General features: G+C 28.2%; 20 protein-coding genes. 19 read left to right on the forward strand and 1 reads right to left on the reverse strand.

All coding sequences use genetic code 11. The features are described from left to right. Positions 1–63: 63 nt before the first annotated feature. The 5 genes from lspA (at position 64) to cplR (ending at position 5,759) form a co-directional block, all read left to right on the forward strand. Positions 64–510: a signal peptidase II gene (gene lspA / locus Q3223_RS10325; protein ID WP_054271176.1), complete on the forward strand. Its 447-nt coding sequence runs from the start codon at positions 64–66 to the stop codon at positions 508–510. Continuing rightward, positions 479–1,426, forward strand: coding sequence for an RluA family pseudouridine synthase (locus tag Q3223_RS10330; RefSeq protein WP_407811935.1), 948 nt, complete (start codon positions 479–481; stop codon positions 1,424–1,426). The genes lspA and Q3223_RS10330 overlap by 32 nt, the downstream gene beginning before the upstream one ends. Positions 1,427–1,782: 356 nt before the next feature. Then, the gene (gene pyrR / locus Q3223_RS10335; protein ID WP_054277257.1) at positions 1,783–2,316 is read left to right on the forward strand and encodes a bifunctional pyr operon transcriptional regulator/uracil phosphoribosyltransferase PyrR; all 534 of its coding nucleotides are present in this window, start codon (positions 1,783–1,785) and stop codon (positions 2,314–2,316) included. A gap of 282 nt (positions 2,317–2,598) precedes the next feature. Next, positions 2,599–3,807 carry a uracil-xanthine permease family protein gene (locus tag Q3223_RS10340; protein ID WP_054271173.1) on the forward strand — a complete coding sequence of 403 codons (1,209 nt, stop codon included), beginning with the start codon at positions 2,599–2,601 and terminating at the stop codon, positions 3,805–3,807. Between the two features lie 290 nt (positions 3,808–4,097). Continuing rightward, entirely contained in the window at positions 4,098–5,759 is a 1,662-nt protein-coding gene (gene cplR, locus Q3223_RS10345) for an ABC-F type ribosomal protection protein CplR (protein WP_407811936.1), read from the forward strand. 118 nt (positions 5,760–5,877) lie between these two features. Here cplR and Q3223_RS10350 read toward each other — a convergent pair whose 3' ends face one another. Beyond that, positions 5,878–7,653, reverse strand: coding sequence for an NFACT family protein (locus tag Q3223_RS10350; RefSeq protein WP_054271171.1), 1,776 nt, complete (start codon positions 7,651–7,653; stop codon positions 5,878–5,880). A 292-nt stretch (positions 7,654–7,945) separates the two neighbouring features. On the opposite strand from Q3223_RS10350, the gene ltaE reads away from it, so the two are divergent. The 14 genes from ltaE to Q3223_RS10420 all read left to right on the forward strand — a co-directional run bounded on the left by ltaE (position 7,946) and on the right by Q3223_RS10420 (position 21,999). Then, on the forward strand, positions 7,946–8,980 hold the full coding sequence (ltaE, locus tag Q3223_RS10355; RefSeq protein WP_054277255.1) for a low-specificity L-threonine aldolase: 1,035 nt from the start codon (positions 7,946–7,948) through the stop codon (positions 8,978–8,980). Between the two features lie 287 nt (positions 8,981–9,267). Next, positions 9,268–10,098 (forward strand): diaminopimelate epimerase, encoded by an 831-nt coding sequence (dapF, locus tag Q3223_RS10360; protein ID WP_079770230.1) that lies wholly within the window; start codon positions 9,268–9,270, stop codon positions 10,096–10,098. 3 nt (positions 10,099–10,101) lie between these two features. Continuing rightward, a complete protein-coding gene (locus Q3223_RS10365) occupies positions 10,102–10,983 on the forward strand; it encodes a YicC/YloC family endoribonuclease (protein WP_054277253.1) in 882 nt (293 codons plus the stop codon). A 29-nt stretch (positions 10,984–11,012) separates the two neighbouring features. After that, a complete protein-coding gene (gene gmk, locus Q3223_RS10370; protein ID WP_054271167.1) occupies positions 11,013–11,630 on the forward strand; it encodes a guanylate kinase in 618 nt (205 codons plus the stop codon). 2 nt (positions 11,631–11,632) lie between these two features. Beyond that, positions 11,633–11,899, forward strand: a complete 267-nt coding sequence (gene rpoZ / locus Q3223_RS10375) for a DNA-directed RNA polymerase subunit omega (protein WP_021385513.1) — start codon at positions 11,633–11,635, stop codon at positions 11,897–11,899. Positions 11,900–11,903: 4 nt separating this feature from the next. Continuing rightward, positions 11,904–13,103: a bifunctional phosphopantothenoylcysteine decarboxylase/phosphopantothenate--cysteine ligase CoaBC gene (coaBC, locus tag Q3223_RS10380; RefSeq protein ID WP_054271166.1), complete on the forward strand. Its 1,200-nt coding sequence runs from the start codon at positions 11,904–11,906 to the stop codon at positions 13,101–13,103. Positions 13,104–13,381: 278 nt separating this feature from the next. Next, on the forward strand, positions 13,382–15,871 hold the full coding sequence (gene priA, locus Q3223_RS10385; protein ID WP_407811937.1) for a primosomal protein N': 2,490 nt from the start codon (positions 13,382–13,384) through the stop codon (positions 15,869–15,871). Positions 15,872–15,888: 17 nt separating this feature from the next. Beyond that, positions 15,889–16,329, forward strand: a complete 441-nt coding sequence (def, locus tag Q3223_RS10390) for a peptide deformylase (RefSeq protein ID WP_054271164.1) — start codon at positions 15,889–15,891, stop codon at positions 16,327–16,329. Between the two features lie 14 nt (positions 16,330–16,343). Beyond that, positions 16,344–17,273: a methionyl-tRNA formyltransferase gene (gene fmt, locus Q3223_RS10395; protein ID WP_167639611.1), complete on the forward strand. Its 930-nt coding sequence runs from the start codon at positions 16,344–16,346 to the stop codon at positions 17,271–17,273. Between the two features lie 9 nt (positions 17,274–17,282). Continuing rightward, positions 17,283–18,017: a DUF116 domain-containing protein gene (locus Q3223_RS10400; RefSeq protein ID WP_054271162.1), complete on the forward strand. Its 735-nt coding sequence runs from the start codon at positions 17,283–17,285 to the stop codon at positions 18,015–18,017. Positions 18,018–18,098: 81 nt separating this feature from the next. Next, entirely contained in the window at positions 18,099–18,800 is a 702-nt protein-coding gene (locus tag Q3223_RS10405; RefSeq protein ID WP_054271161.1) for a zinc metallopeptidase, read from the forward strand. Positions 18,801–18,861: 61 nt separating this feature from the next. After that, on the forward strand, positions 18,862–20,187 hold the full coding sequence (gene rsmB, locus Q3223_RS10410) for a 16S rRNA (cytosine(967)-C(5))-methyltransferase RsmB (RefSeq protein WP_407811938.1): 1,326 nt from the start codon (positions 18,862–18,864) through the stop codon (positions 20,185–20,187). Positions 20,188–20,195: 8 nt separating this feature from the next. Next, positions 20,196–21,227: a 23S rRNA (adenine(2503)-C(2))-methyltransferase RlmN gene (gene rlmN / locus Q3223_RS10415; RefSeq protein WP_074178555.1), complete on the forward strand. Its 1,032-nt coding sequence runs from the start codon at positions 20,196–20,198 to the stop codon at positions 21,225–21,227. Between the two features lie 19 nt (positions 21,228–21,246). Continuing rightward, positions 21,247–21,999, forward strand: coding sequence for a Stp1/IreP family PP2C-type Ser/Thr phosphatase (locus Q3223_RS10420; RefSeq protein WP_054271159.1), 753 nt, complete (start codon positions 21,247–21,249; stop codon positions 21,997–21,999). The last annotated feature ends 16 nt before the right edge of the window (positions 22,000–22,015 follow it).

Below are 22,015 nucleotides of genomic sequence, written 5' to 3' on the forward strand. Positions count from 1 at the left end.
ATAATAGTAATAGCGTGTTTCAAATAAAATTGATTTTTAAATAATTTATAGGGGGAAAAATAATTGCTATATGTATTAATAATAATTCTACTTATAGGATTAGACCAACTGTCTAAAATATGGGTATTGAATAATTTGGTAGATGTATCAACAATACCAATAATAAATAATGTATTTCATTTAACTTATGTAGAAAATAGAGGTGCAGCATTTGGATTACTACAAAATAACCAATGGATATTTATAATAGTTGCATTACTTGCAACAGTATTTGGATTATATTATCTTAATACAAGAAAAGTACATATATTTGGTAAGCTGGGTATTATATTAATAATATCAGGAGCATTAGGAAATCTAGTTGATAGAGTTAGACTGGGTTTTGTAGTAGATTATTTTGACTTTAGGATTATATGGGAATATGTATTTAATATAGCAGATGTATTTGTAGTTGTAGGAACTGTATTTTTATGCATATATGTTTTATTTTTTGAAAGTAAAAGTAGGTGATTTAATGGATGAAGTAAAAGAGTTTTTGGTACTTGAAGAAGAAGAAGAGATTAGACTTGATGTTTATCTAGCAGAGCAACTAGTTGATATGTCACGAAGTTATATACAAAAAATTATAAAAGATGGTAAAGTAAAGGTTAATGATAAGGTAGAAAAGGCTAAGTATCTAGTTAAAGAAGACGATAATATTGTTATAGAGATACCAGAACCTAAAGTTTTAGAAGTTGTAGCTCAAGATATTCCAATAGATATTGTATATGAAGATGATGATGTTTTGATAATAAACAAACCTCAAGACATGGTTGTTCATCCGGCTCCTGGAAATTATGAAAATACATTGGTAAATGGGATTTTATACCATTGTAAAGATAAATTATCATCAATAAATGGTGTTATTAGACCAGGTATAGTTCATAGGATAGACAAAGATACTTCTGGTCTTCTTATGATAGCTAAGAATAATTATGCACATAATTTTTTAGCAGAACAATTAAAGGAACATACTATAACTAGAGAGTATGAATTTATATGTTATGGTGTGGTTAAAGAAGATAAAATAACTGTAGACAAGCCTATAGGAAGAAACCCTAAAGATAGGCTAAAAATGGCTATAGTAAAAGATGGTAGAAATGCAACTACGCATTTTGAAGTAGTAGAAAGATTTGATAAATTTACTCATATGAGGGCTAGACTTGAAACTGGTAGAACTCATCAAATAAGAGTTCATGCTTTATCTATAAATCACCCGCTTTTAGGTGATAGTGTATATGGTCCAAAAGAAAATAAATTTAAATTAAAAGGACAAACTTTACATGCCAAGAAGTTAGGATTTATACATCCTACTACAAAGGAGTATATTGAATTTAATTCAGAATTACCCGAGTATTTCAAGGAAGTTATTAGAAAAATTAAATAAGAGTTTGTGTGGTACTATAAATCATTTATTTGTTTTTGTATAAGTGATAAATTTAGTGAAATTTAACTAAAATATTTTATATTAAAGTATTTTGCTTAAAAAAGCTTGAAAAATTTGAAATATAAATATATAATTTGAGTTAATGGATTATAAAAATTATCTTTAAACGATACAGAGATATCGTAAGACAATTGCTAAATTAGACTGTATATTTTTATATAAGAGCTTCTTGTCTTGTGATGAGGAGTTTTTTGTTGTTTAAATTGAAATTTTAATTAAGAATAAAATTATAAAAATTAAAAGAAAGGAGTAGACTTGTCAAAAATATATATTATATATTTGACAATAATTATGATATGGTAGAAAAAGCTCAATTAATGGATGAAAAAGCAATAGTAAGAGCAATTACTAGGATAAGTCATGAAATAATTGAAAGAAATAAAGGTGTAGAAAATCTAGTTTTAGTTGGAATAAAAACCAGAGGTGTACCAATTGCAAATAGAATTTCTAAAAGAATAGAACAAATAGAAGGAACAAAAGTGGATACAGGAGATATTGATATAACCTTGTATAGAGATGATTTGGAAAAAATTGATGTGGAACCTGTAGTTAAGGGAACGTATTTAGATTTTAATGTAAATGATAAGACTGTGGTTCTAGTTGATGATGTTTTGTATACAGGAAGAACTGTGAGAGCAGCGCTGGATGCTATTATTGATATAGGAAGACCTAAGTCAATACAATTGGCAGTATTAGTGGATAGAGGACATAGAGAGTTGCCTATAAGAGCAGATTATGTAGGAAAAAATGTACCTACTTCTAGACATGAAATTATATCTGTTAGTTTACTAGAAATTGATGGAGAAGATTCAGTTACAATCAAAGAATAATAATTTTAATATATTGTATAAAAGCTTAGCATTGAATAGTCAGGGAGGAGGATAAAGCTTACATAGAGTGCACAAAATAAATATTATAATTTTATGTATGTGTGTCTTAATGTAGTCTTTATTCTCCTTTATTTGAGTTTTTAATGTCGTAAAATGTAAAAAAAGATAAGTTTTATGATAAGTATATAGAGATTAAAAAATAGAATCTAGGGAATGATAATTAATTAAAAGATATTAATTAAACAGAGGATTTATTTATATATAATAATTTTGGAGGTTTTTATGAAAAAAACGATAATGTCTTTACAACATCTATTAGCCATGTTTGGAGCGACGGTATTAGTTCCCATTTTGACAGGCTTCAATCCGTCAGTTGCGATTTTCTGTGCTGGTGTTGGTACATTGATATTTCATTTTTGTACAGAGGGAAAAGTACCTGCCTTTTTAGGTTCAAGTTTTGCATTTATACCAGTTATACTGGCTGCTAAAGAGGCATATGGTGGAGACTTAGCATATGCTCAAGGTGGTATAATAGTAGCAGGATTAATTTATATTATAATGTCAATTATAGTAAAAGTAGTTGGAGTAAATAAAATTAAATTGTATTTTCCAGCACAAGTTACAGGAGCTATGATAGTAGTTATAGGATTAAATTTATTGCCAACAGCTTTTAGTATGGCTTCAGCAAATTTTGTAATAGCATTTATAACTTTAGCAATAGCAATTTTAACTAATAAATTTGGTAGAGGATTTATAAAGCAATTAGGAATATTAATAGCTGTTTTTTCTGGCTATATAATATGTTTAATATTAAATTTAGTAGATGTAACTACAATTACAGAAGCAAGTTTATTTGCAATACCTAATTTTACAATACCTAAGTTTAGCCTGGGAGCAATTGTAATTATATCTCCAGTTGTATTAGCTGTATTTATGGAACATATAGGAGATATGACTACTAATGGAGCTGTAGTTGGTAAAAACTTTATAGAAAATCCAGGTTTAAACAGAACTTTACTTGGAGATGGATTTGCAACTATAGTTGCAGGTTGTTTAGGTGGACCAGCTAATACAACTTATGGAGAAAATACAGCTGTACTTGCTATAACTAAAAACTATGACCCTTCAATACTTAGACGTACAGCAGTCTTTGCTATATTACTTGCTTGTGTAGGTAAGTTTGGAGGATTTCTTCAAAGTATACCAAGCTCAGTTATGGGTGGAATTAGTATAATGCTATTTTCAATGATAACTTATGTGGGATTAAAAACTATAAGAGATAGTTCTTGTGTAGAAAGTAAAATCAATTTGTTAATAATAGCAGTTATATTACTAATAGGTCTTGGAACAACATACCTGTCTAATAAAGGTATATCCATAGGGATACCAATAACAAGTACAGTAAAGATAACAGGTCTTAGCTTAGCTGCAATTGTTGGAATTGTATTAAATAGAATTTTAAATAATAAGGATTTTAAAGTTGAAGAATAGTAAATAATGACTTGTGTAATTTTAAATAATTAAATTTATATAGACATTTGTAATTAATGTTGATATAATGGTTAAAAATAAATGAAAGAAAGGGCAAGGTAACTGGGACAATGAGAATATAATCTATTTTTTATAATTTAAAGTATTGTAATTTTTGAAAAGCCTATTTTGGTGGCTTTATTTACGATGCTTAAATTAAGGAGAGTAGATTATAGTCTATACGTTTGTTTGTTATGCCTATTTATGCAAATCTCTCCTTATATTTAAGTGTGTTAAGGAGGGATTTTTTTATGTTGTTAGTAAAAGTAGAAAATTTAAAGAAATATTATTCTGATAGATTAATTTTAGATATAGATAGGTTTGAAGTGTCAGAAGGTGAGAAAATAGGTCTAGTTGGTTCAAATGGTCAAGGAAAAACAACTTTATTAAAGGCAATATTAGGTGAAATAGAAATAGATGAAGGTCATATTCATCTTACAGATAGCTATTCTTATATAAGTCAAAGTGAGAATAACATTGAAATGTGTAGTAATAGTAAAGAAAAGAGTATTTTAAATGCTCCAGATAGATTTGAAGAGTACTTATCAGGAGGTGAAAAAATCAAGCTAAAGATAGCAGATGCGCTAAGTGATAAGAAAAGTATATTAATAGCTGATGAACCAACTTCAAACTTAGATAAAAAAAGTATTGGTATTTTAGAAAATATGTTTAAAAGGTATGAAGGTGCATTATTATTAATATCTCATGACAGACGTTTCTTAGATGAGTTATGTACAACTATAGTGGAGTTAGAGGATGGAAAATTAAAAGCTTACAAAGGTAATTACACTGATTATTTAATGCAAAAAGATGAAGAAGTAAAAAGAGCTGATTTTGAGTATCAGGAATATGTTAAAGAGAAAAAAAGACTTGAAAAAGCTCTTTTATACAAAAAAGCTTTAAGTGATGGTGTAAGAAAAACTCCAAAACGAATGGGCAACTCAGAGGCCAGATTACACAAAATGGGTGGGCAAACTAATAAGAAAAAATTAGACTCAAATGTGAAGGCTATAAAAAGTAGAATTGATAATCTTGAGATAAAGAATAAACCTAAGGTCTCCACTGAAATGAAGATTAAGATTCAAGATGGTATGGAGATAATTAGCAAAAACTTAGTAGAGATAAAAGATATGACTTTAAATCTAGGAAATAAATGCCTACTAGATAATGTTTCTTTTAAAATAAAAAGAGGCAAAAAAATAGCTTTATTAGGTGAGAATGGATGTGGAAAAAGTACTCTGATAAAAGAAATATTAAGTAATAAAAATGACTGTATAAAAATAAATAACAAGGTAAATATAGGTTATTTCGACCAACATCAAAATATCTTAGATGAAGAAAATAGTGTTTTATACAACGTTAAGGTTAATAGTTCATTTGATGAGTCTTTTATAAGAATAAATTTAAATTTATTTGGATTTAATGGTGATGATGTCTACAAAAAGGTAAAAGTACTAAGTGGTGGAGAAAAAGTAAAAGTAGCACTATGTAAAATAATATTGGAAGATAACAACTTTTTAGTGTTTGATGAACCAACAAACTACTTAGATATAAAATCTATGGAAGCACTAGAAAAGGCATTGATAAATACTGATAAAACTATGCTTATAGTATCTCATGATAGAATATTTACATCACATATTTGTAACTATATTATGGAAATAAAAAATAATAAAATAAGAGAGTTTGATTGTTCTTATGATGAATATATAATCAATAGAAATAAAAAAACTCCGAGTAGAGAAAGTAAAACTAAAAAAGAAAATCTTTTAGTATTAGAAAATAGACTTACAAATATTATCTCTATGTTGTCTATAGAAAAAGATAATATAAAGAAAGAACATTATGAATCAGAATATAATGAGCTGTTAAAGCAAATCAGTGAAATAAAAAATAGTTTGTTAGAAGATTAAATGTATCTTCATCATTTTAGCAATGAAAAAGAGGCTATCCCTATTTTGAGATAGCCTTTTTTCATTTGACAGACAATGTATAATTATTTGATATCAAATCTTGTATTTAATTTAAAATTTATTCTGATTTAACTTTAAGCTTGGCTACCATTTCTTCTTCAGGAGTAACATAAATAGTACTATTAGTCTCATAAATAACCATCCCTGGTTTAGAACCACTAGGTTTTTTTACATTTTTTCTTTTAGTATAGTCTATAGGTACCTGAGAAGAAAGCTTTGACTTACTAAAAAATGCTGCTAGCATTGCCCCTTCAAATATAGTGTTATCAGGAACTTCTTTACCAGCACATTTTATTATTACATGAGAGCCAGGAATATTCTTTGTGTGCATCCACAAGTCATCATTATCAGCAAGTCTTAGTGTAAGATAGTCATTCTGTTTATTATTTTTACCAACTAAAATCTTAAATCCATCAGAAGAAATAAACTCATGAGGTTTTGTAGAAGGAATAGTATCTTTTTTACTGTTCTTCTTTTGAGCCTTGATATAACCAACCTTAGCAAGCTCTTCTTTTATATCTTGTAATTCAGCTAAATTTTCGCAGTTTTCAATACTTAAAATTATATTTTCCAAGTAATCTATTTCTTCCTTATTTAATGAAATCTGATGAGATATTTCAACTTTAGCATGTTTCATTTTATTATACTTTTTAAAATATTTCTGAGCATTTTCAGATGGTGTCAGGTTTTTATTTAATTCTATAGTTACATTCTTACAATTTTCATCATAAAAATTAGCAACTTCAATACTCTCCATACCTTTTTCTACCATATAGATATATGAAGTAATCAACTCTCCTTTTACCTTGTAAATATCTGCATTTTCAGACTCTGATAATTCTTCCTCTTGTTTTTTTAGTTTATTATAAAGTCTATCGAGTTTAACTGATATACTCTTCTTTAAGTCAGATGAACGTTGATTAATTCTATCCTTAATATCTTTAGTTCTATAAAAATCTTCTAGAATACGAGACATACTATCTTTATTGATATATGATAAATCACTAAATAATGTAAGATTTACACAACTGAAATCTACTACTTTATCCACTTTTTTATCTATAACAATACAAGGAGAGTATTTGCTAGCATTTATAGCACTGAACAAACTACAAAATTCTTTGTATAAAGAATCAAACTGTTCACTAGTTACATCCTTTATAGAAGTATTTTGATTTATATTTGCTCGGCAACAGATTTCTTTTGCTATAGTAGGGCTTATGCCTAGAAATTTAGAATATATAGACTTAAAAATAGGTCCTTCAAATTCATTCAAGTTATTAATAAACAAATCTTTAGATATACTCTCAAGAGGGTTAAGTTTATCTTGTTTTGGTGGCAACGAATAGCTATGAGCAGGTAAAACCTGACGCACTCTACTTATGCTAAAAGGTACTCTTTTTATTGAATCTATAATTTTGTCATCTTCATCATGAGTTATTATTATGTTGCTGTGTCTTCCCATAATTTCAATCATAATATTTTTAGTTGTCTTTTCTTTTAGTTCATCCAAAGATTCAATACTTATCTTTATTATTCTTTCAAAACCTATTTGAGAAATTTCTACTATGTTACCACCTTGTATGTATTTTCTAAGTAACATACAAAACATAGGTGCTTTTAGAGGGTTTTCTTTTTGATAATTACTTGTAAGATAGACTCTAGGATTTGAAGCACTTGCACTTAAGACCAATCTAAAATTTTCTTTATTATTTCTTATATTAAAAATTACCTCATCGTCTTCAGGTTGATGTATTTTATCTATTTTACCACCTGTAAGTTTTGATGATAATTCATCTACTATTGAATGTATAACTAATCCATCTAATGCCATATATAGCACCCCTTTCTTTGACCAAAATAGTCAGTAAATTAATTATACACATAATATATGCTTTGTGACTAGGGGAAATTTAAACAAGATAGTAATATTTAAATTGAATAATTATTTATGCTTATTATGAAAGGAAATACTATATTTTAAAATTAATAATTTAAAGTTGATTAAATGTAAAATAAATATAGTATAATTATTGTGTAAAGTATAAGTTATTATATATAAGCTTTAAAAAATAAATCAATTTTAAAGTGTAATAGTATATAAATTATGAAAGAAGGTTGAAAAAATGAAATTTATTGATTTAAGAAGTGATACTGTTACTATGCCTACTGATGAAATGAGAGAAGCTATGGCAAAGGCTCCTGTTGGAGATTCAATCTTTAGGGATGACCCAACTGTAAATAAACTTGAAGAATTAGCAGCAGCTAAAGTTGGAAAAGAAGATGCTATTTTTCTTCCAAGTGGAACTTTTGGAAATCAACTAGCTTTATTTACTCACTGTCTAAGAGGACAAGAAATCATTATTGGTAAAGGTTATCATATTGTAACTCATGAAGTTGGAGCACCTGCTGTAATAGCTGGAGTTCAACTTAGAACTATAGATGAAGATGAAAATGGAGCTCTTAATCCTGAACTTGTTGAAAAGGCAATTAGAAGAGATGACATACATGAACCACAAACAGGTCTTATATGTGTGGAAAATGCGTATTCAGGCGGAACTGTTGTGAGCCTTGAAAATTTAAAAGAGATTAAAAAGATAGCTGAGAAACACAACTTACCAGTACATCTTGATGGAGCAAGATTATTTAATGCTGCCTTAACTTTAGGTATAGAAGCTAAAGAAATGGCAAAGTATTGTGATAGTGTTATGTTCTGTGTATCAAAAGGTTTAGCTGCACCAATGGGCTCTATACTTGCTGGAAGTAAAGAATTCATAGCAAAAGCTAGAAGAAAGCAAAAAGTTATGGGTGGTGGAATGAGACAAGTTGGTATAGTTGCAGCTGCTGGTATCATTGCCATTGAAAAAATGACATTAAGATTAAATGAAGACCACGAAAATGCAAAGTATTTAGCCTGTGAATTAAATAAAATAGATGGCATTGAAGTAAACAACATTAATCCAGATATAAGCATGGTATTCTTTAAAATGAGTGAAGATGTTATAAAAGAGGATGTTTTAATAAAAGAACTTTTTGACAGAAATATAAAAATTAATAAAATGGAAAATGGTGAGTATAGATTTGTAACTCATGTAGATATTACGAAAGAAGATTTAGACTATGTTTTAAAAACACTTAAAGAGTTAATAGGTGTATGTTAATATAAATCTAAAAAAGAGAATTATAGATAGTTATTAGAAATTTAATTATAAAATTCATAGATAGTTTAAATAAAACATACATAAAATTCATATAGAAATATTATTATATAAACATAGAAAGAACTAGCTTAAAAACATAATATAATTACCCTAATTGTAATGGCAACTCTCCCTCACATCCTCAAATTATAGTTGTCATTACAAAACTTTTCCCATAAATTATAAGTTTATGGGAATTTTTTTATGTTATAATAGTTTAAGTGTTAATTTACAAAGGAGCGATACTTATGAAATTTTGGAAACTACATGGAATAGGTAATGATTTTATTGCAGTAGATGGAAGATTCGACAATATAGATTCATCAAATTATACTGCTTTAGCAAAAAAAGTATGCCATAGAAGATTTTCTGTAGGAGCGGATGGCTTATTAGTCGTAAAAGATTCAAAAGTTGCAGATGTAGAAATGGTATATTACAATTCTGATGGCTCAAGAGCAGCCATGTGTGGAAATGGTCTTAGATGTTTTTGTAAATTTGTTTATGATAATGGAATAGTAAAAAAAGAAAATTTTACAGTAGATACATTGGATGGCATTAAAGATATAAAAATAAATCTTACAAATGGTGAAATAAATTCCATAAGAGTTAATATGGGAAAAGGAAGTTTTATAGCTAAAGATGTTCCAGTATCTACAGATAGAGAGCGTTTTGTACAAGAAAGTATAAAAGTTCTAGATAGGGATTTTATGCTTACTTCTATGTTGATGGGGGTTCCCCATACAGTAGTTATAGTAGATGAGCTAGATGTAGATGATGTTTGTAAATATGGAAAAGAGATTGAAAATAATAAAATATTTCCTGAAAAAACGAATGTAAATTTTGTAAAGGTAGAAGATAAGTATAATATACATGTTTACACTTGGGAGAGAGGTTGTGGATATACTTTAGGATGTGGGACTGGTATGACTGCATCAGCAATAGTATGCAATTTACTTAACATGGTAGAAAGTAGAGTAAATGTAACTTCTCAAGGAGGAACAGTTAAAATAGATGTAGGAGAGTTCTCTTATATGACAGGTCCAGCAGTAAAAATATGTGAAGGTGTTTTGGAGGATTAATTAATGGCTATAAGTATGACTGGTTTTGGAAGAGGGGAATACAAAGATGACAATTATTATTTTTTAGTGGAATGTAAAACAATAAATCATAAGTATTCAGATATAAATATACGTCTTCCAAGAAAAATTTCATTTTTAGAGGATAAAGTTAGAAATTTAGTAAAAAATTATGTAAAAAGAGGAAGAGTAGATTTATACATAAAATTTGACTTATTAGGCAAAGAAGATGTAAACTTAAACTTTGATGAAGGACTAGCTTCTCAATATATAGAGATACTAAAAGGAATAAAAAATAAATTCGATATTATAGATGATATTAGTGTTATGAATGTTGCAAGGTTTCCTGATATTGTAAAAATAGAAGAAAAAGAAGATGATGAAGATTTATTATGGTCAATGTTGAATCAAGCTGTTGAAGATGCATTAATAAAATTAAAAGAAATGAGAAGCGAAGAAGGTAAAAAATTAGCAGAAGATATTACTATGAGATGTGATTTATTAAAAACTCATATAGAAGAAATTGAAAAATATTCAAGTAGTGTTGTAGAAGATTATAGAGAAAAATTGAATTTGAGAATAAGTGAATTATTGGATGACCCAAGCATAATGGATGAGAATAGATTAGCACAAGAAGTTGCAATATATGCAGATAAAAGCAGTATAACAGAAGAAATAGTTAGATTTAAAAGTCATATAGGTCAACTTAAAAACACTATATTTAAAGATGATTCTATAGGTAGAAAAATAGATTTCTTAATACAAGAGATGAACAGAGAGACTAATACTATAGGCTCAAAGTCATCTGATATAAATATAACTAATTTAGTAGTGGAAGTAAAAAGTGAATTAGAAAAAATAAGAGAACAAATACAAAATATAGAGTAAGAATACAATATTAGAAGGGGAATGCTTAAATGTTTGCGAAAAAAGGATTATTGCTAGTTGTATCAGGACCATCAGGTGCAGGAAAAGGTACTATTTGCAAAGAACTACTTAAAGAAAATGATACAATAAAACTTTCTGTATCAGCTACTACAAGAAAACCAAGGACTGGAGAAGTTGATGGAGTAAATTATTTTTTCATAAGTAAGGAAAAATTTGAAGAAATGATAAAAAAAGGTGAGTTTTTGGAGTATGCTCAAATTTATGATAACTTTTATGGAACTCCAAAAGCAGCAATAATGGAATGTTTAGAAAAAGGGCAGGATGTGCTATTAGAGATTGAAATGCAAGGAGCAAAACAAATAAAAGAAGTTTGCCCAGAGGGAGTATTTATATTTGTACTACCACCATCACTTGAAGAACTAAAAAATAGAATTGTTGGAAGAGGTACAGAAACAGAATCTGAAATAGAAAAGAGATTTAGTTGTGCATATGAAGAGATTAAAATGATTAAGGATTATGATTATTTTATATTTAATGAAGATGTAAAAACATCTGCTAAAGAAATAGAAGGTATAATATCATCTGAAAAGAATAAAGTTAGCAGATATAAAAATATTATAATAGAGAAATTCAAGGAGGAATTATAATTATGTTAAAACCATCTATCAATGAGGTACTAGAAAAAATAGACAACAGATACTATTTAGTAGGGACTGTTTCAAAGAGAGCAAGAAAATTAATTGATGGAGAAGAACCATACGTTTCAAATAAAGCTAAAGAGAAGCCTGTATGTGTAGCTACTAAGGAAGTTGCAAGTGGAAAAATAACATATAGATTGTTAACAGAAGAAGAAATCGAGATAGAAGAAGCTAGACACCACGCTGAGCAACACAAACAAATTTCAGAAGAGGAGTAAGGTCATGCTAAAAGATAAAACTGTTGTAATTGGCATAAGCGGCGGAATAGCTGCATATAAAGCTTGTGATGTTGTAAGTAAGTTAAAAAAACTAAATGCAAATATCCATGTTATAATGACAAAATCGGCAACAGAATTTGTTAAACCACTTACACTTCAATCGCTAAGTCAAAATTATGTAGTAGAAGATATGTTTGAAGAACCAAAGACTTGGGAAGTTGAGCATATATCATTAGCAAAAAAGGCAGATTTATTCTTAATAGTGCCAGCAAGTGCAAATATTATAGGAAAAATTGCAAATGGTATAGCTGATGATATGTTGACAACTACTGTTATGGCAACTAAAGCACAAGTTTTGATAGCGCCAGCTATGAATACTAATATGTATGAAAATCCAATTGTCCAAAAAAATATTCAAACTTTAAAGGACTTTGGGTATAAATTTATTGAACCAGAAAGTGGAAGACTTGCATGTGGAGATATTGGAGCAGGTAAATTGGCTAATCCAGATGTAATAGTGGAAGAAGTCTTAGCTAATATGACTAAAGAACAAGATTTAAAAGGTCAAAGTATTATAGTTACAGCTGGTCCAACTGTAGAAAGTATAGACCCAGTAAGATATTTAACTAATAGGTCTTCTGGGAAAATGGGATATTCTATAGCAAGAGAAGCTATATATAGAGGCGCTGATGTAACATTAATATCAGGTCCTACAAATCTTTCTATCCCACAAAACCTTAAAAAATTTGTAAAAATAGAGTCAGCACAGGATTTGTATGAAGCAGTAGTATCAAATCTAAGTGAAAATAAAATAGTAATTCAAAGTGCAGCAGTTGCAGATTACAAACCAAAGACATATTCTGACAAAAAGATTAAAAAGAAGAATGATGATTTATCAATAGAACTAAGTAGGAATTATGATATTGCTTATGAAATAGGAAAAATAAAAGAAGACAGGATATTAGTAGGATTTGCAGCTGAAACTAACGACCTTATAGAACATGCCAAAGGAAAAATAAAAAAGAAAAATCTAGATTTTATTGTGGCAAATGATTTAACTAAAGAAGGTGCTGGTTTTAGAACTGACACTAATATTGTAAAAATAATAGATGTAGAAGGAAATATTACTGAGTATCCTAAAATGAAAAAAGAAGAAGTAGCTAATGTTATTTTAAATAAAATTAAAGCGTTACTTGAGAAATAAGAACTTTTTTAAATATGATATTTGTGTATTTTATCACAGCTAAAGTAGCTGAAAGCTGCAATTTAATTTTAGCGAGTAAAAACTCGCAAATGTCAGTTAAATTGTAGTTTTCAGCATTTATTTTGCCATAAAGTATAAAATATAATTAATAGTTAACTATTAAGATATAGTTAATATTATTAATGACTTGAAATTTTTTATAAATACTGAGATTTTTGACATTTTGTAAAATATATTAGAATATGAACAGTAGATTAAATTTAAGTAGAGGTTTTACAATGAAAAAATATGCAAAGGTAATAGTGAGAAGTAATACTATATACACAGATAATTTATTTACATATCAAATTCCTGTATTTTTATCGGAATCTATAAGAATTGGACATAGAATATTAGTGCCATTTGGAAGGGGTAATAAACCAACAGAAGCCTTTGTATTTCAATTTACAGACAATTTAGAAGAAAAAATAAAGACAAAAGAAATAATTGATGTATTAGATGAGAATCCAATATTTAGAGAAGAAGACTTGGAATTGGTTTATTGGATGAAAAATAGATATTTGTGCACTTATATAGAATGTATAAATTTAATATATCCAAAAGGATACAAATTAAATAATTATAAGGTAATATTATTAGGTGAAAATTTAATTGAGTTAAACGAAGCTCAATTAAAGGAAAAGATATTGACCTTAAGTGATAAAAATAGAGAAATAGTAGAAAAAGTAATTGATAGTAAAGGAAAAATTAAGGTTGATAAGTTAAAATATATACCAAATCTAAATAGTTCTTTGTACACGATGAATAAAAATGGAATTATAAAGTTATGTTGGGAATACAAAAACCACAAAAATGAAAAGAAAGTATGTTATATATCTTTGAGCTTGGAAAGTGATAAAATTGATGATTATATAGAACAAAATAAAATAAATGTGGGAAGCAAGCAAAAAGAGATATTAAGTTTTCTTAAAAATAATGAAAATGTAGAGATAAATGATTTATTAGACTTATTAAATGCTTCAAGACAAAGTATAACTTCTTTAAATAAAAAAAAGTTAATAACATTAGAGTTTAAGGATTATTATAGAGAACCAAAAAGTATTTACAAATCTACATCAAAAAGTATAAAATTAAACAATGAGCAACAACAAGCGGTTGATGAGATAAAGTCGAATATGTTTGTGGATGATAAAAAACCATACTTAATTCATGGTGTAACAGGAAGTGGAAAAACTGAAGTTTATATGGAAATAATAGAATTCGCATTAAATCAAGGTTTAGATAGTATATTTTTAGTTCCTGAAATAGCATTAACTCCTCAAACAATAGATAGGTTGAAGAGTAGATTTGGTGATTTAGTAGGAGTGTTTCACAGTAAACTATCTGAAGGAGAAAAGCACGATGTCTATAAAGCTGTAAAATCAGGTAGAATAAGAATTTTAATTGGAGCTAGGTCAGCTATATTTGCACCTTTTAATTCTTTAGGACTTATAATAATTGATGAATTTCATGAGTCATCATATAAGTCTGAGAAGAATCCAAAATTTAATGCCATAGAGGTAGCTAGATTTATGGCATTAAAAAATAATTTAACTCTTATTTTAGGTTCAGCTACTCCTTCAATTGAAGAATATTATAAAGCAAAATCTGGAGAATACAAACTCATAAATATAAAAAATAGAGCAAATGATAAACCTCTTCCTAATATTGAAGTTGTAGACATGAAAGAAGAACTGAATAAGGGAAATAGGAGTATATTCAGTTTTAAACTACAAAAAGAAATAAGTTGTGCAATTGAAGAGCATAGTCAAGTTATACTATTCTTAAATAGAAGAGGTTATGCAAATTTTGTATCTTGTAGAAAGTGTGGGTATGTGTTCCAATGTGAAAATTGTGATATATCTTTAACTTATCATAAGAAAAGTAACACTGGAAGATGTCACTATTGTGGTTATGAGAAAGAAATCCCAAAGGAGTGTCCTGAGTGTAAAAGTCATTATGTTAAACCTTTTGGAGTTGGTACTCAAAAGATTGAGGAAGAATTAAAAAGCATTTTTCCAGATGTAAGAACATTACGAATGGATAAGGATACAACTTCAAAAAAAGGTGCTTTAGATGAAATACTAAATAAATTTAAAGATAAAGAAGCAGATGTACTTATTGGGACGCAGATGTTAAGTAAAGGGTTAGATTTTGATAATGTAACTTTAGTGGGTATTTTATCTGCAGATATGATATTAAATTTTCCAGACTTTAAAAGTTTTGAAACTACATTTCAGTTGATAACTCAAGTCTCTGGAAGAGCGGGGAGAGCTGATAAAGAGGGAAAAGTAGTACTTCAGACCTATGACACTGAACACTATGCTATTAAGCATGCTATTGAATATGATTATGAGGGTTTTTATGAAGATGAGATAAAAATAAGAAAAGCGTTTGGATATTCTCCTTTTAATAACATGTTGAGTGTAGTTGTTAGTGGGGAAAATGAAAGGTTAGTAATAAAAAATATAAAAAATATGCATGCATCATTGATTTATTTATTAGAAAAAAGGGGTATAAATGATTTAGGATTTATATTAGGTCCAAACCCATGTTCAATATCAAAAATAAATCAAAATTATCGATGGCAGATACTCTTTAAAGATGAAAATATTGAAATTAATCTGTTAAAGGGTATAATAAAATATATATGTATAACAAAACGAGATTTGATATTTGATAAGGATATCAATGTATCTATAGATATTAATCCAAACAGTGTATTATAAATTTAGGAGGAAATATAATGGCTTTAAGACAAATAGTTCAAATAGGAGAACCAGTATTAAGAAAGAAATCAAAAAAGGTTGAAAAAATTGATGAAAAAATAATACAATTATTAGATGATATGGCAGAAACTATGTATGATGCTGATGGTGTTGGATTAGCTGCACCTCAAGTTGGAATTTTAAAAAGAGTAGTAGTAATAGATATTGGAGAAGAACTTATAGAACTTATAAATCCTGAAATAATAGAAACATCTGGAGAGCAAATAGATGAGGAAGGATGTTTAAGTGTTGTTGGAGAAGCTGGAGATGTTCGAAGACCAAATTATGTAAAAGTTAGAGCTTTAAATAGAAATGGTGAAACTATAGAGTTAGAAGGGGAAGAACTTTTAGCTAGAGCATTTTGTCATGAGATAGACCATTTAGATGGAATTTTATTTGTTGACAGAATAGAAAAGTAGTAGGAGTTGATTTAATGAAAATAGTATTTATGGGGACACCTGATATAGCTGTTCCTTGTTTACAAAAAATAATAGATGAAAAGTATGATATATTAGGTGTTGTAACTCAGCCAGACAAACCAAAAGGAAGAGGTAAAAAACTGGGAATGAGTCCAGTAAAAGAGCTTGCAATTGAAAATAATATACCTGTATATCAACCAATCAAAGCTAGAGATGAAGAATTTATAGATACAATGAAATCTTTAAATCCAGATGTAGTAGTAGTTGTAGCTTTTGGACAGATACTTCCAAAAGAGATACTAGAAATTCCTAAACTTGGATGTATAAATGTTCATGTGTCTTTACTTCCAAAATATAGAGGTGCTGCACCTATAAATTGGGTAATAATAAACGGTGAGGAAAAGACTGGTGTTACAACTATGTACATGGATGAAGGTTTAGATACTGGAGACATGATATTAAAAACAGAAGTAAATCTTGATGAAAATATAACAGCAGGAGAACTTCATGATAAAATGATGAATATAGGTGCAGAAACTTTAAAGGAAACATTAAAGTTAATTGAAGAAGGCACTGCACCAAGAGAGGTGCAAAACCATGAAGAATTTTCTTATGCCCCAATAATGAATAAATCATTAGGAAATATAGATTTTTCAAAAAATGCTATGGAAATACACAATTTAATTAGAGGTGTAAATCCATGGCCAAGTGCTTATACTACTTATAATGGTGTTACAATGAAAATTTGGAAAACTAAAGTATTAGATGAAAAAAGTACAAAAAATGCAGGTACAATAATTGATGTAAATAAAGATGGTATAAAAGTTAGTACTAAAGATAAGGTACTTTTAATTGAAGAAATTCAGATGCCAAATAAAAAGAGAATGTTGGTTGGTGAATATATAAAAGGGAATACTATAGAAACTGGTTTAGTATTGGGTTAGGTGAAAACTATGACAGATATAAGGAAGTATTTAACAAGTGTTGGGATTTTAATTTTAATATTAGGGATTTTAATAGGAGTTGTAAACTTTTTTATAATGAGTTTAACTCAAATATTTTCTTTAGCAATAAATATTATAATAATATCACTAATACTTATAATACTATGTTCAACAATAATTACTTATAGAGTAATTAAAGGTAAGAATGTTAACTCAAATATAATGAAAATAAACTTTAAGATTGCCAGTTGCTTATTTCCTATTGTATCTTTCATTGCATCATCATTTGGTATGTCAAAAAGTGAGATTAGAAGGATATATATAAAGTTAAATAATGAATATATATACAGTAATAAATATAATTTTAATCCAGAGGATATAATAATTTTAATACCTCATTGTATTCAAGAGAATAGTTGTAAATTAAAAGTTACTAATGATATAGATAATTGTAAAGAATGTGGAAGATGCAACATAGGAGAATTAACTAAGTTAAAGAAGAAAAGTAAAGTAAAAATTTTTGTAGCTACAGGTGGAACTTTAGCTAGAAAGATTATAATAGACAATAAACCTAAAGCTGTTATAGCTGTTGCATGTGAAAGAGATTTAACATCTGGAATACAAGATATAAAAAAAATTCCTGTTTTAGGTGTATTTAACAAAAGACCTAATGGACCTTGTGTAAATACTAATGTAGATATGATAGATATTGAAAAAGCTATAGATTTTTTAACAGGAAAATAAACTAACTTGTAATTAAACTGTTTTTAAGCTATATGAATATTAAGAGGATGTGTAAAAATATATTTTAGGAGAGTGTTATTTATGTACCCTGTATATGGCGGGTTTTGGGGATTTGACCCTACGATGATTATATTAATTCCAGCTATACTATTCACTGCATATGCGCAATTTAAAGTGAGTTCAACAACAAATAAGTATTTGAGAGTAAAAACACGTCGAGGATATACTGGAGAACAAACAGCAAGAAGAGTACTTGATTCAAATGGTCTATATGATGTAAGTATAGAAATGGTTAGAGGTCATTTAAGTGACCACTATGACCCAAGAAGAAAGGTAGTAAGGTTATCAGAAGATGTATATTATGGTTCTTCTATAACTTCTGTTGCAGTAGCTGCACATGAGTGTGGTCATGCAATGCAGCATGCTAAAGGTTATGCTCCTCTTCAAATAAGAAGTAGCTTAGTGCCAGTAGTAAATTTTGCATCAAGTATATCTTGGTTTCTAATATTTATAGGATTTATTATGGCTGGTCCGTTTTTAAAAATTGGGATACTATTGTTTTCAGCTTCAGTATTATTTCAGATAATAACATTACCTGTAGAATTTAATGCTTCAAGTAGAGCAATTGTTCAACTTGGAAATTTAGGGATTATAGATGAAAGTGAGTCAAGACAAAGTAGAAAAGTACTTTCAGCAGCTGCTTTAACATATGTTGCAGCAGCATTGGTTTCAATACTTCAATTACTTAGATTGTTACTAATAGCTCAAAGAAGAGATGACTAAAAGTAAAGTGGGTTGTTTAGAAACAACCCTTTTTTATGTTTAATAAAAGGGAGAAATTTATATGGACGCAAGAGAAATTGGATTTAAAGTATTATGCGATATAGAGAAAAACAATAACTATTCAAATATTGCAATAAACAAACATTTTAAAAACTTAGAAATAAGTGATATGGATAGAGGACTTGCAACAGAATTAATCTATGGAGTAATAGAAAATAAGTATTATTTAGATTACATAATCAATAAACTTTCAAAAATAAAAGTAAAAAAAATGTCAACTTATGTTAAAATCTTTTTAAGAATGGGAACATATCAAATTTTATTTTTGGATAGTATATCAGATTATGCAGCAGTTAATGAAACTGTAAAATTAGCTAAGAAATACGATAAAAAATCTTCTGGTTTCATAAATGCTATTCTTAGAAATGAAATAAGAAGTAAAGATACTATAATGGACATAACTGAGGAAGATAGTGTAAAATACCTATCTATAAAGTATTCTTATAATTCTTGGATTATAAAAAATTGGATGGATAATTTTGGACAAGAATTTACTGAAGATTTATTGGAAGCAAACAATGAAAAGCCGAGTATCTATATAAGAACAAATACACTTAAAACAAGTAGAGAAGAACTTATTGAAAAATTAAATGCAATGGGTATTGTATGTTTTAAAGTTCCTATGGTAGAAGAAGCTATTAAAGTCGAAAAAATGAAGAATATAGAAAAAAATGAATTATTTAAGGCTGGTTTATTTACAATTCAAGATATAAGTTCTATGATAGTAGGGAAAGTAATTAATCCAAAAGAAGATTCATCTGTTTTGGATGTATGTAGTGCTCCTGGTGGAAAATCTACTCACTTAGCTACTTTGATGAATAATACTGGTGAAGTAATAGCTAGAGACATTTTTGACCACAAATTAAAGCTTATAAAAGCTACTGTAAATAGGCTAGGTATTAAAAATGTATATGTAGAAAAGTTTGATGCTTCTGAAATTGATGAAAATAGTATAAGTAAATTCGATTATGTTTTGGCAGATGTTCCTTGTTCTGGCCTTGGCATAATAAGACGTAAGCCAGAAATTAAGTACAAGAAAGAAGAAGAATTAAAAGATATTACTTCTATACAAAAGCAAATTTTAGAAAATGCATCAAAGTATGTTAAGATTGGTGGAAATTTAGTATATAGTACATGTACAATTCAAGATGTGGAAAATATAAATATAATTACTTCTTTTATTGAAGACAATAATAATTTTGAATTAACTCCAATTGATACAATAAATGTAGACTTGGATAATCAAGATAAAGGATATTTAAAGATATATCCTAATATTCATGGAATAGATGGTTTTTTCATAGCAAAATTAAAGAGAATAAGGTAGTGAAGATAATGGAAAAGAAAAAGGTAGTATTAAAAAATTTTACTGAAGATGAACTTAAAGAATTTATGAAAACTATAGATGAAAAGCCTTTTAGAGGAAGTCAAATATTTGCCTGGATATATAAGGGTGCAAAAACTTTTGATGATATGAATAATATACCAAAAAGTTTGAGAAATAAATTAGAGGAAGTCTCATGTATAGGACATATAGATATAGAATTAAAATTAGAGTCTAAAGTAGATGGTACAAAAAAATATTTGTTTTTATTAGATGATGGAAATATAATAGAAACTGTGATGATGGATTATGATAGTAGGGTTACTGTCTGTATTTCTAATCAAGTGGGTTGTAGAATGGGATGTAATTTCTGTGCATCTACAATGGATGGATTGATTAGAAATTTAGAACCTTGGGAGATTTTAGACCAAGTTATTAAAATTCAAGAAGATACTGGAAAGAGAGTATCAAATCTTGTATTGATGGGAAGTGGCGAGCCACTTGATAATTTTGAAAACACAAAACAATTTTTAAAGATAATTAATGAAAAAAATGGACTTAATATAGGGTATAGACACATAACTCTTTCAACTTGTGGGATAGTACCTAAAATGTATGAATTGGCAGACTTAAAAATAGCTATAAATTTAGCTTTATCACTTCATTCACCATATGACGAAGAAAGGCGAAAAATTATGCCTGTAGCCAATGCTTACTCCATTAAAGAAATATTGGATGCATGTAGATATTATATAAAAAAGACGAATAGAAGGGTCACATTTGAATATTCTCTTATAAAAGGAGTAAATGACTCAGAACAAGAAGCAAGGGCATTAGCTAAGCTCCTAAAAGGTATGCTTTGCCATGTGAATTTAATTCCAATAAATAAAGTCGAAGAAAGAGAATATGAAAAGCCTGATAAAGCATTTATTTATAAGTTTAGGGATAGTTTAGAGAAAAATAATATACCTGCCACAGTTAGAATGTCTATGGGTTCTGATATTAGTGGAGCTTGTGGGCAATTGAGAAGAAAATACAAGTAATTTGTAAGGAGGAAGTCGTATGGTTTATAGTTGTGCCTCCCATATAGGTAAAATAAGAAAAAACAATGAAGACTATTGTGAGGGAGAAGTTATAGATACAGAACATGGTCCAATAGGAATATTTGCCATAGCTGATGGAATGGGCGGTCATAAAAAAGGTGAGGTTGCCAGTAAATTAGCAGTAGAAAATATAATTGATTTTCTAAAAGAAAACTTATTACAGCATGATAATGTAAAAATAGACTATATAGATGATATATTAAAACAGGCTTATAATAATGTAAACTCAATTGTGCACAAAAAATCTATGGAAGATATAGAATTTGAAGGAATGGGAACTACATTAGTTACAGCTATAGTGTATAATAATGTCTTATATGTGGCAAATGTTGGAGATAGCAGATGTTATTTGTTAACAGGTGAAAAATTTGATAAAATAACTATAGACCATTCCGTGGTTGAAGAACTTATGATGGCTCATGTTATTACAGAAGAGGAGGCAAGAAGGCATCCACAAAGGAATAGAATAACTAGAGCAATTGGAACAGATGATATGGTTGTTGTAGATATTTTTAAGAAAGAAATTAAAAAAAGTGATATAATACTTCTTGCGACAGATGGATTAACTGGGTTTATTGACGATGAAGATATAAGAGATTTAATATTAGATTATGAATACGAGAGAATTAGTAATATAAGTGAAGAATTGATAAGTATGGCCAATGATGTTTCTGGTAAAGATAATGTTTCGGTTATAGTGATAAAAGTATAATTAGGACGGTGATATT

Origin of the sequence: Clostridioides sp. GD02367, from assembly GCF_045900275.1 — a bacterium.
GTDB classification, from domain to species: domain Bacteria; phylum Bacillota; class Clostridia; order Peptostreptococcales; family Peptostreptococcaceae; genus Clostridioides; species Clostridioides difficile_A.

What these genes read in the sequence shown, in the direction of transcription:
- Q3223_RS10405 (WP_054271161.1), top strand. Translation starts at nt 18,099, where the DNA reads ATGTACCCTGTATATGGCGGGTTTTGGGGATTTGACCCTACGATGATT.
- cplR (WP_407811936.1), top strand. Translation starts at nt 4,098, where the DNA reads ATGTTGTTAGTAAAAGTAGAAAATTTAAAGAAATATTATTCTGATAGA.
- dapF (WP_079770230.1), top strand. Translation starts at nt 9,268, where the DNA reads ATGAAATTTTGGAAACTACATGGAATAGGTAATGATTTTATTGCAGTA.
- def (WP_054271164.1), top strand. Translation starts at nt 15,889, where the DNA reads ATGGCTTTAAGACAAATAGTTCAAATAGGAGAACCAGTATTAAGAAAG.
- priA (WP_407811937.1), top strand. Translation starts at nt 13,382, where the DNA reads ATGAAAAAATATGCAAAGGTAATAGTGAGAAGTAATACTATATACACA.
- rsmB (WP_407811938.1), top strand. Translation starts at nt 18,862, where the DNA reads ATGGACGCAAGAGAAATTGGATTTAAAGTATTATGCGATATAGAGAAA.
- Q3223_RS10420 (WP_054271159.1), top strand. Translation starts at nt 21,247, where the DNA reads ATGGTTTATAGTTGTGCCTCCCATATAGGTAAAATAAGAAAAAACAAT.
- Q3223_RS10330 (WP_407811935.1), top strand. Translation starts at nt 479, where the DNA reads ATGTTTTATTTTTTGAAAGTAAAAGTAGGTGATTTAATGGATGAAGTA.
- gmk (WP_054271167.1), top strand. Translation starts at nt 11,013, where the DNA reads ATGTTTGCGAAAAAAGGATTATTGCTAGTTGTATCAGGACCATCAGGT.
- pyrR (WP_054277257.1), top strand. Translation starts at nt 1,783, where the DNA reads ATGGTAGAAAAAGCTCAATTAATGGATGAAAAAGCAATAGTAAGAGCA.
- rpoZ (WP_021385513.1), top strand. Translation starts at nt 11,633, where the DNA reads ATGTTAAAACCATCTATCAATGAGGTACTAGAAAAAATAGACAACAGA.
- ltaE (WP_054277255.1), top strand. Translation starts at nt 7,946, where the DNA reads ATGAAATTTATTGATTTAAGAAGTGATACTGTTACTATGCCTACTGAT.
- fmt (WP_167639611.1), top strand. Translation starts at nt 16,344, where the DNA reads ATGAAAATAGTATTTATGGGGACACCTGATATAGCTGTTCCTTGTTTA.
- Q3223_RS10350 (WP_054271171.1), bottom strand. Translation starts at nt 7,653, where the DNA reads ATGGCATTAGATGGATTAGTTATACATTCAATAGTAGATGAATTATCA.
- Q3223_RS10400 (WP_054271162.1), top strand. Translation starts at nt 17,283, where the DNA reads ATGACAGATATAAGGAAGTATTTAACAAGTGTTGGGATTTTAATTTTA.
- Q3223_RS10365 (WP_054277253.1), top strand. Translation starts at nt 10,102, where the DNA reads ATGGCTATAAGTATGACTGGTTTTGGAAGAGGGGAATACAAAGATGAC.
- Q3223_RS10340 (WP_054271173.1), top strand. Translation starts at nt 2,599, where the DNA reads ATGAAAAAAACGATAATGTCTTTACAACATCTATTAGCCATGTTTGGA.
- coaBC (WP_054271166.1), top strand. Translation starts at nt 11,904, where the DNA reads ATGCTAAAAGATAAAACTGTTGTAATTGGCATAAGCGGCGGAATAGCT.
- rlmN (WP_074178555.1), top strand. Translation starts at nt 20,196, where the DNA reads ATGGAAAAGAAAAAGGTAGTATTAAAAAATTTTACTGAAGATGAACTT.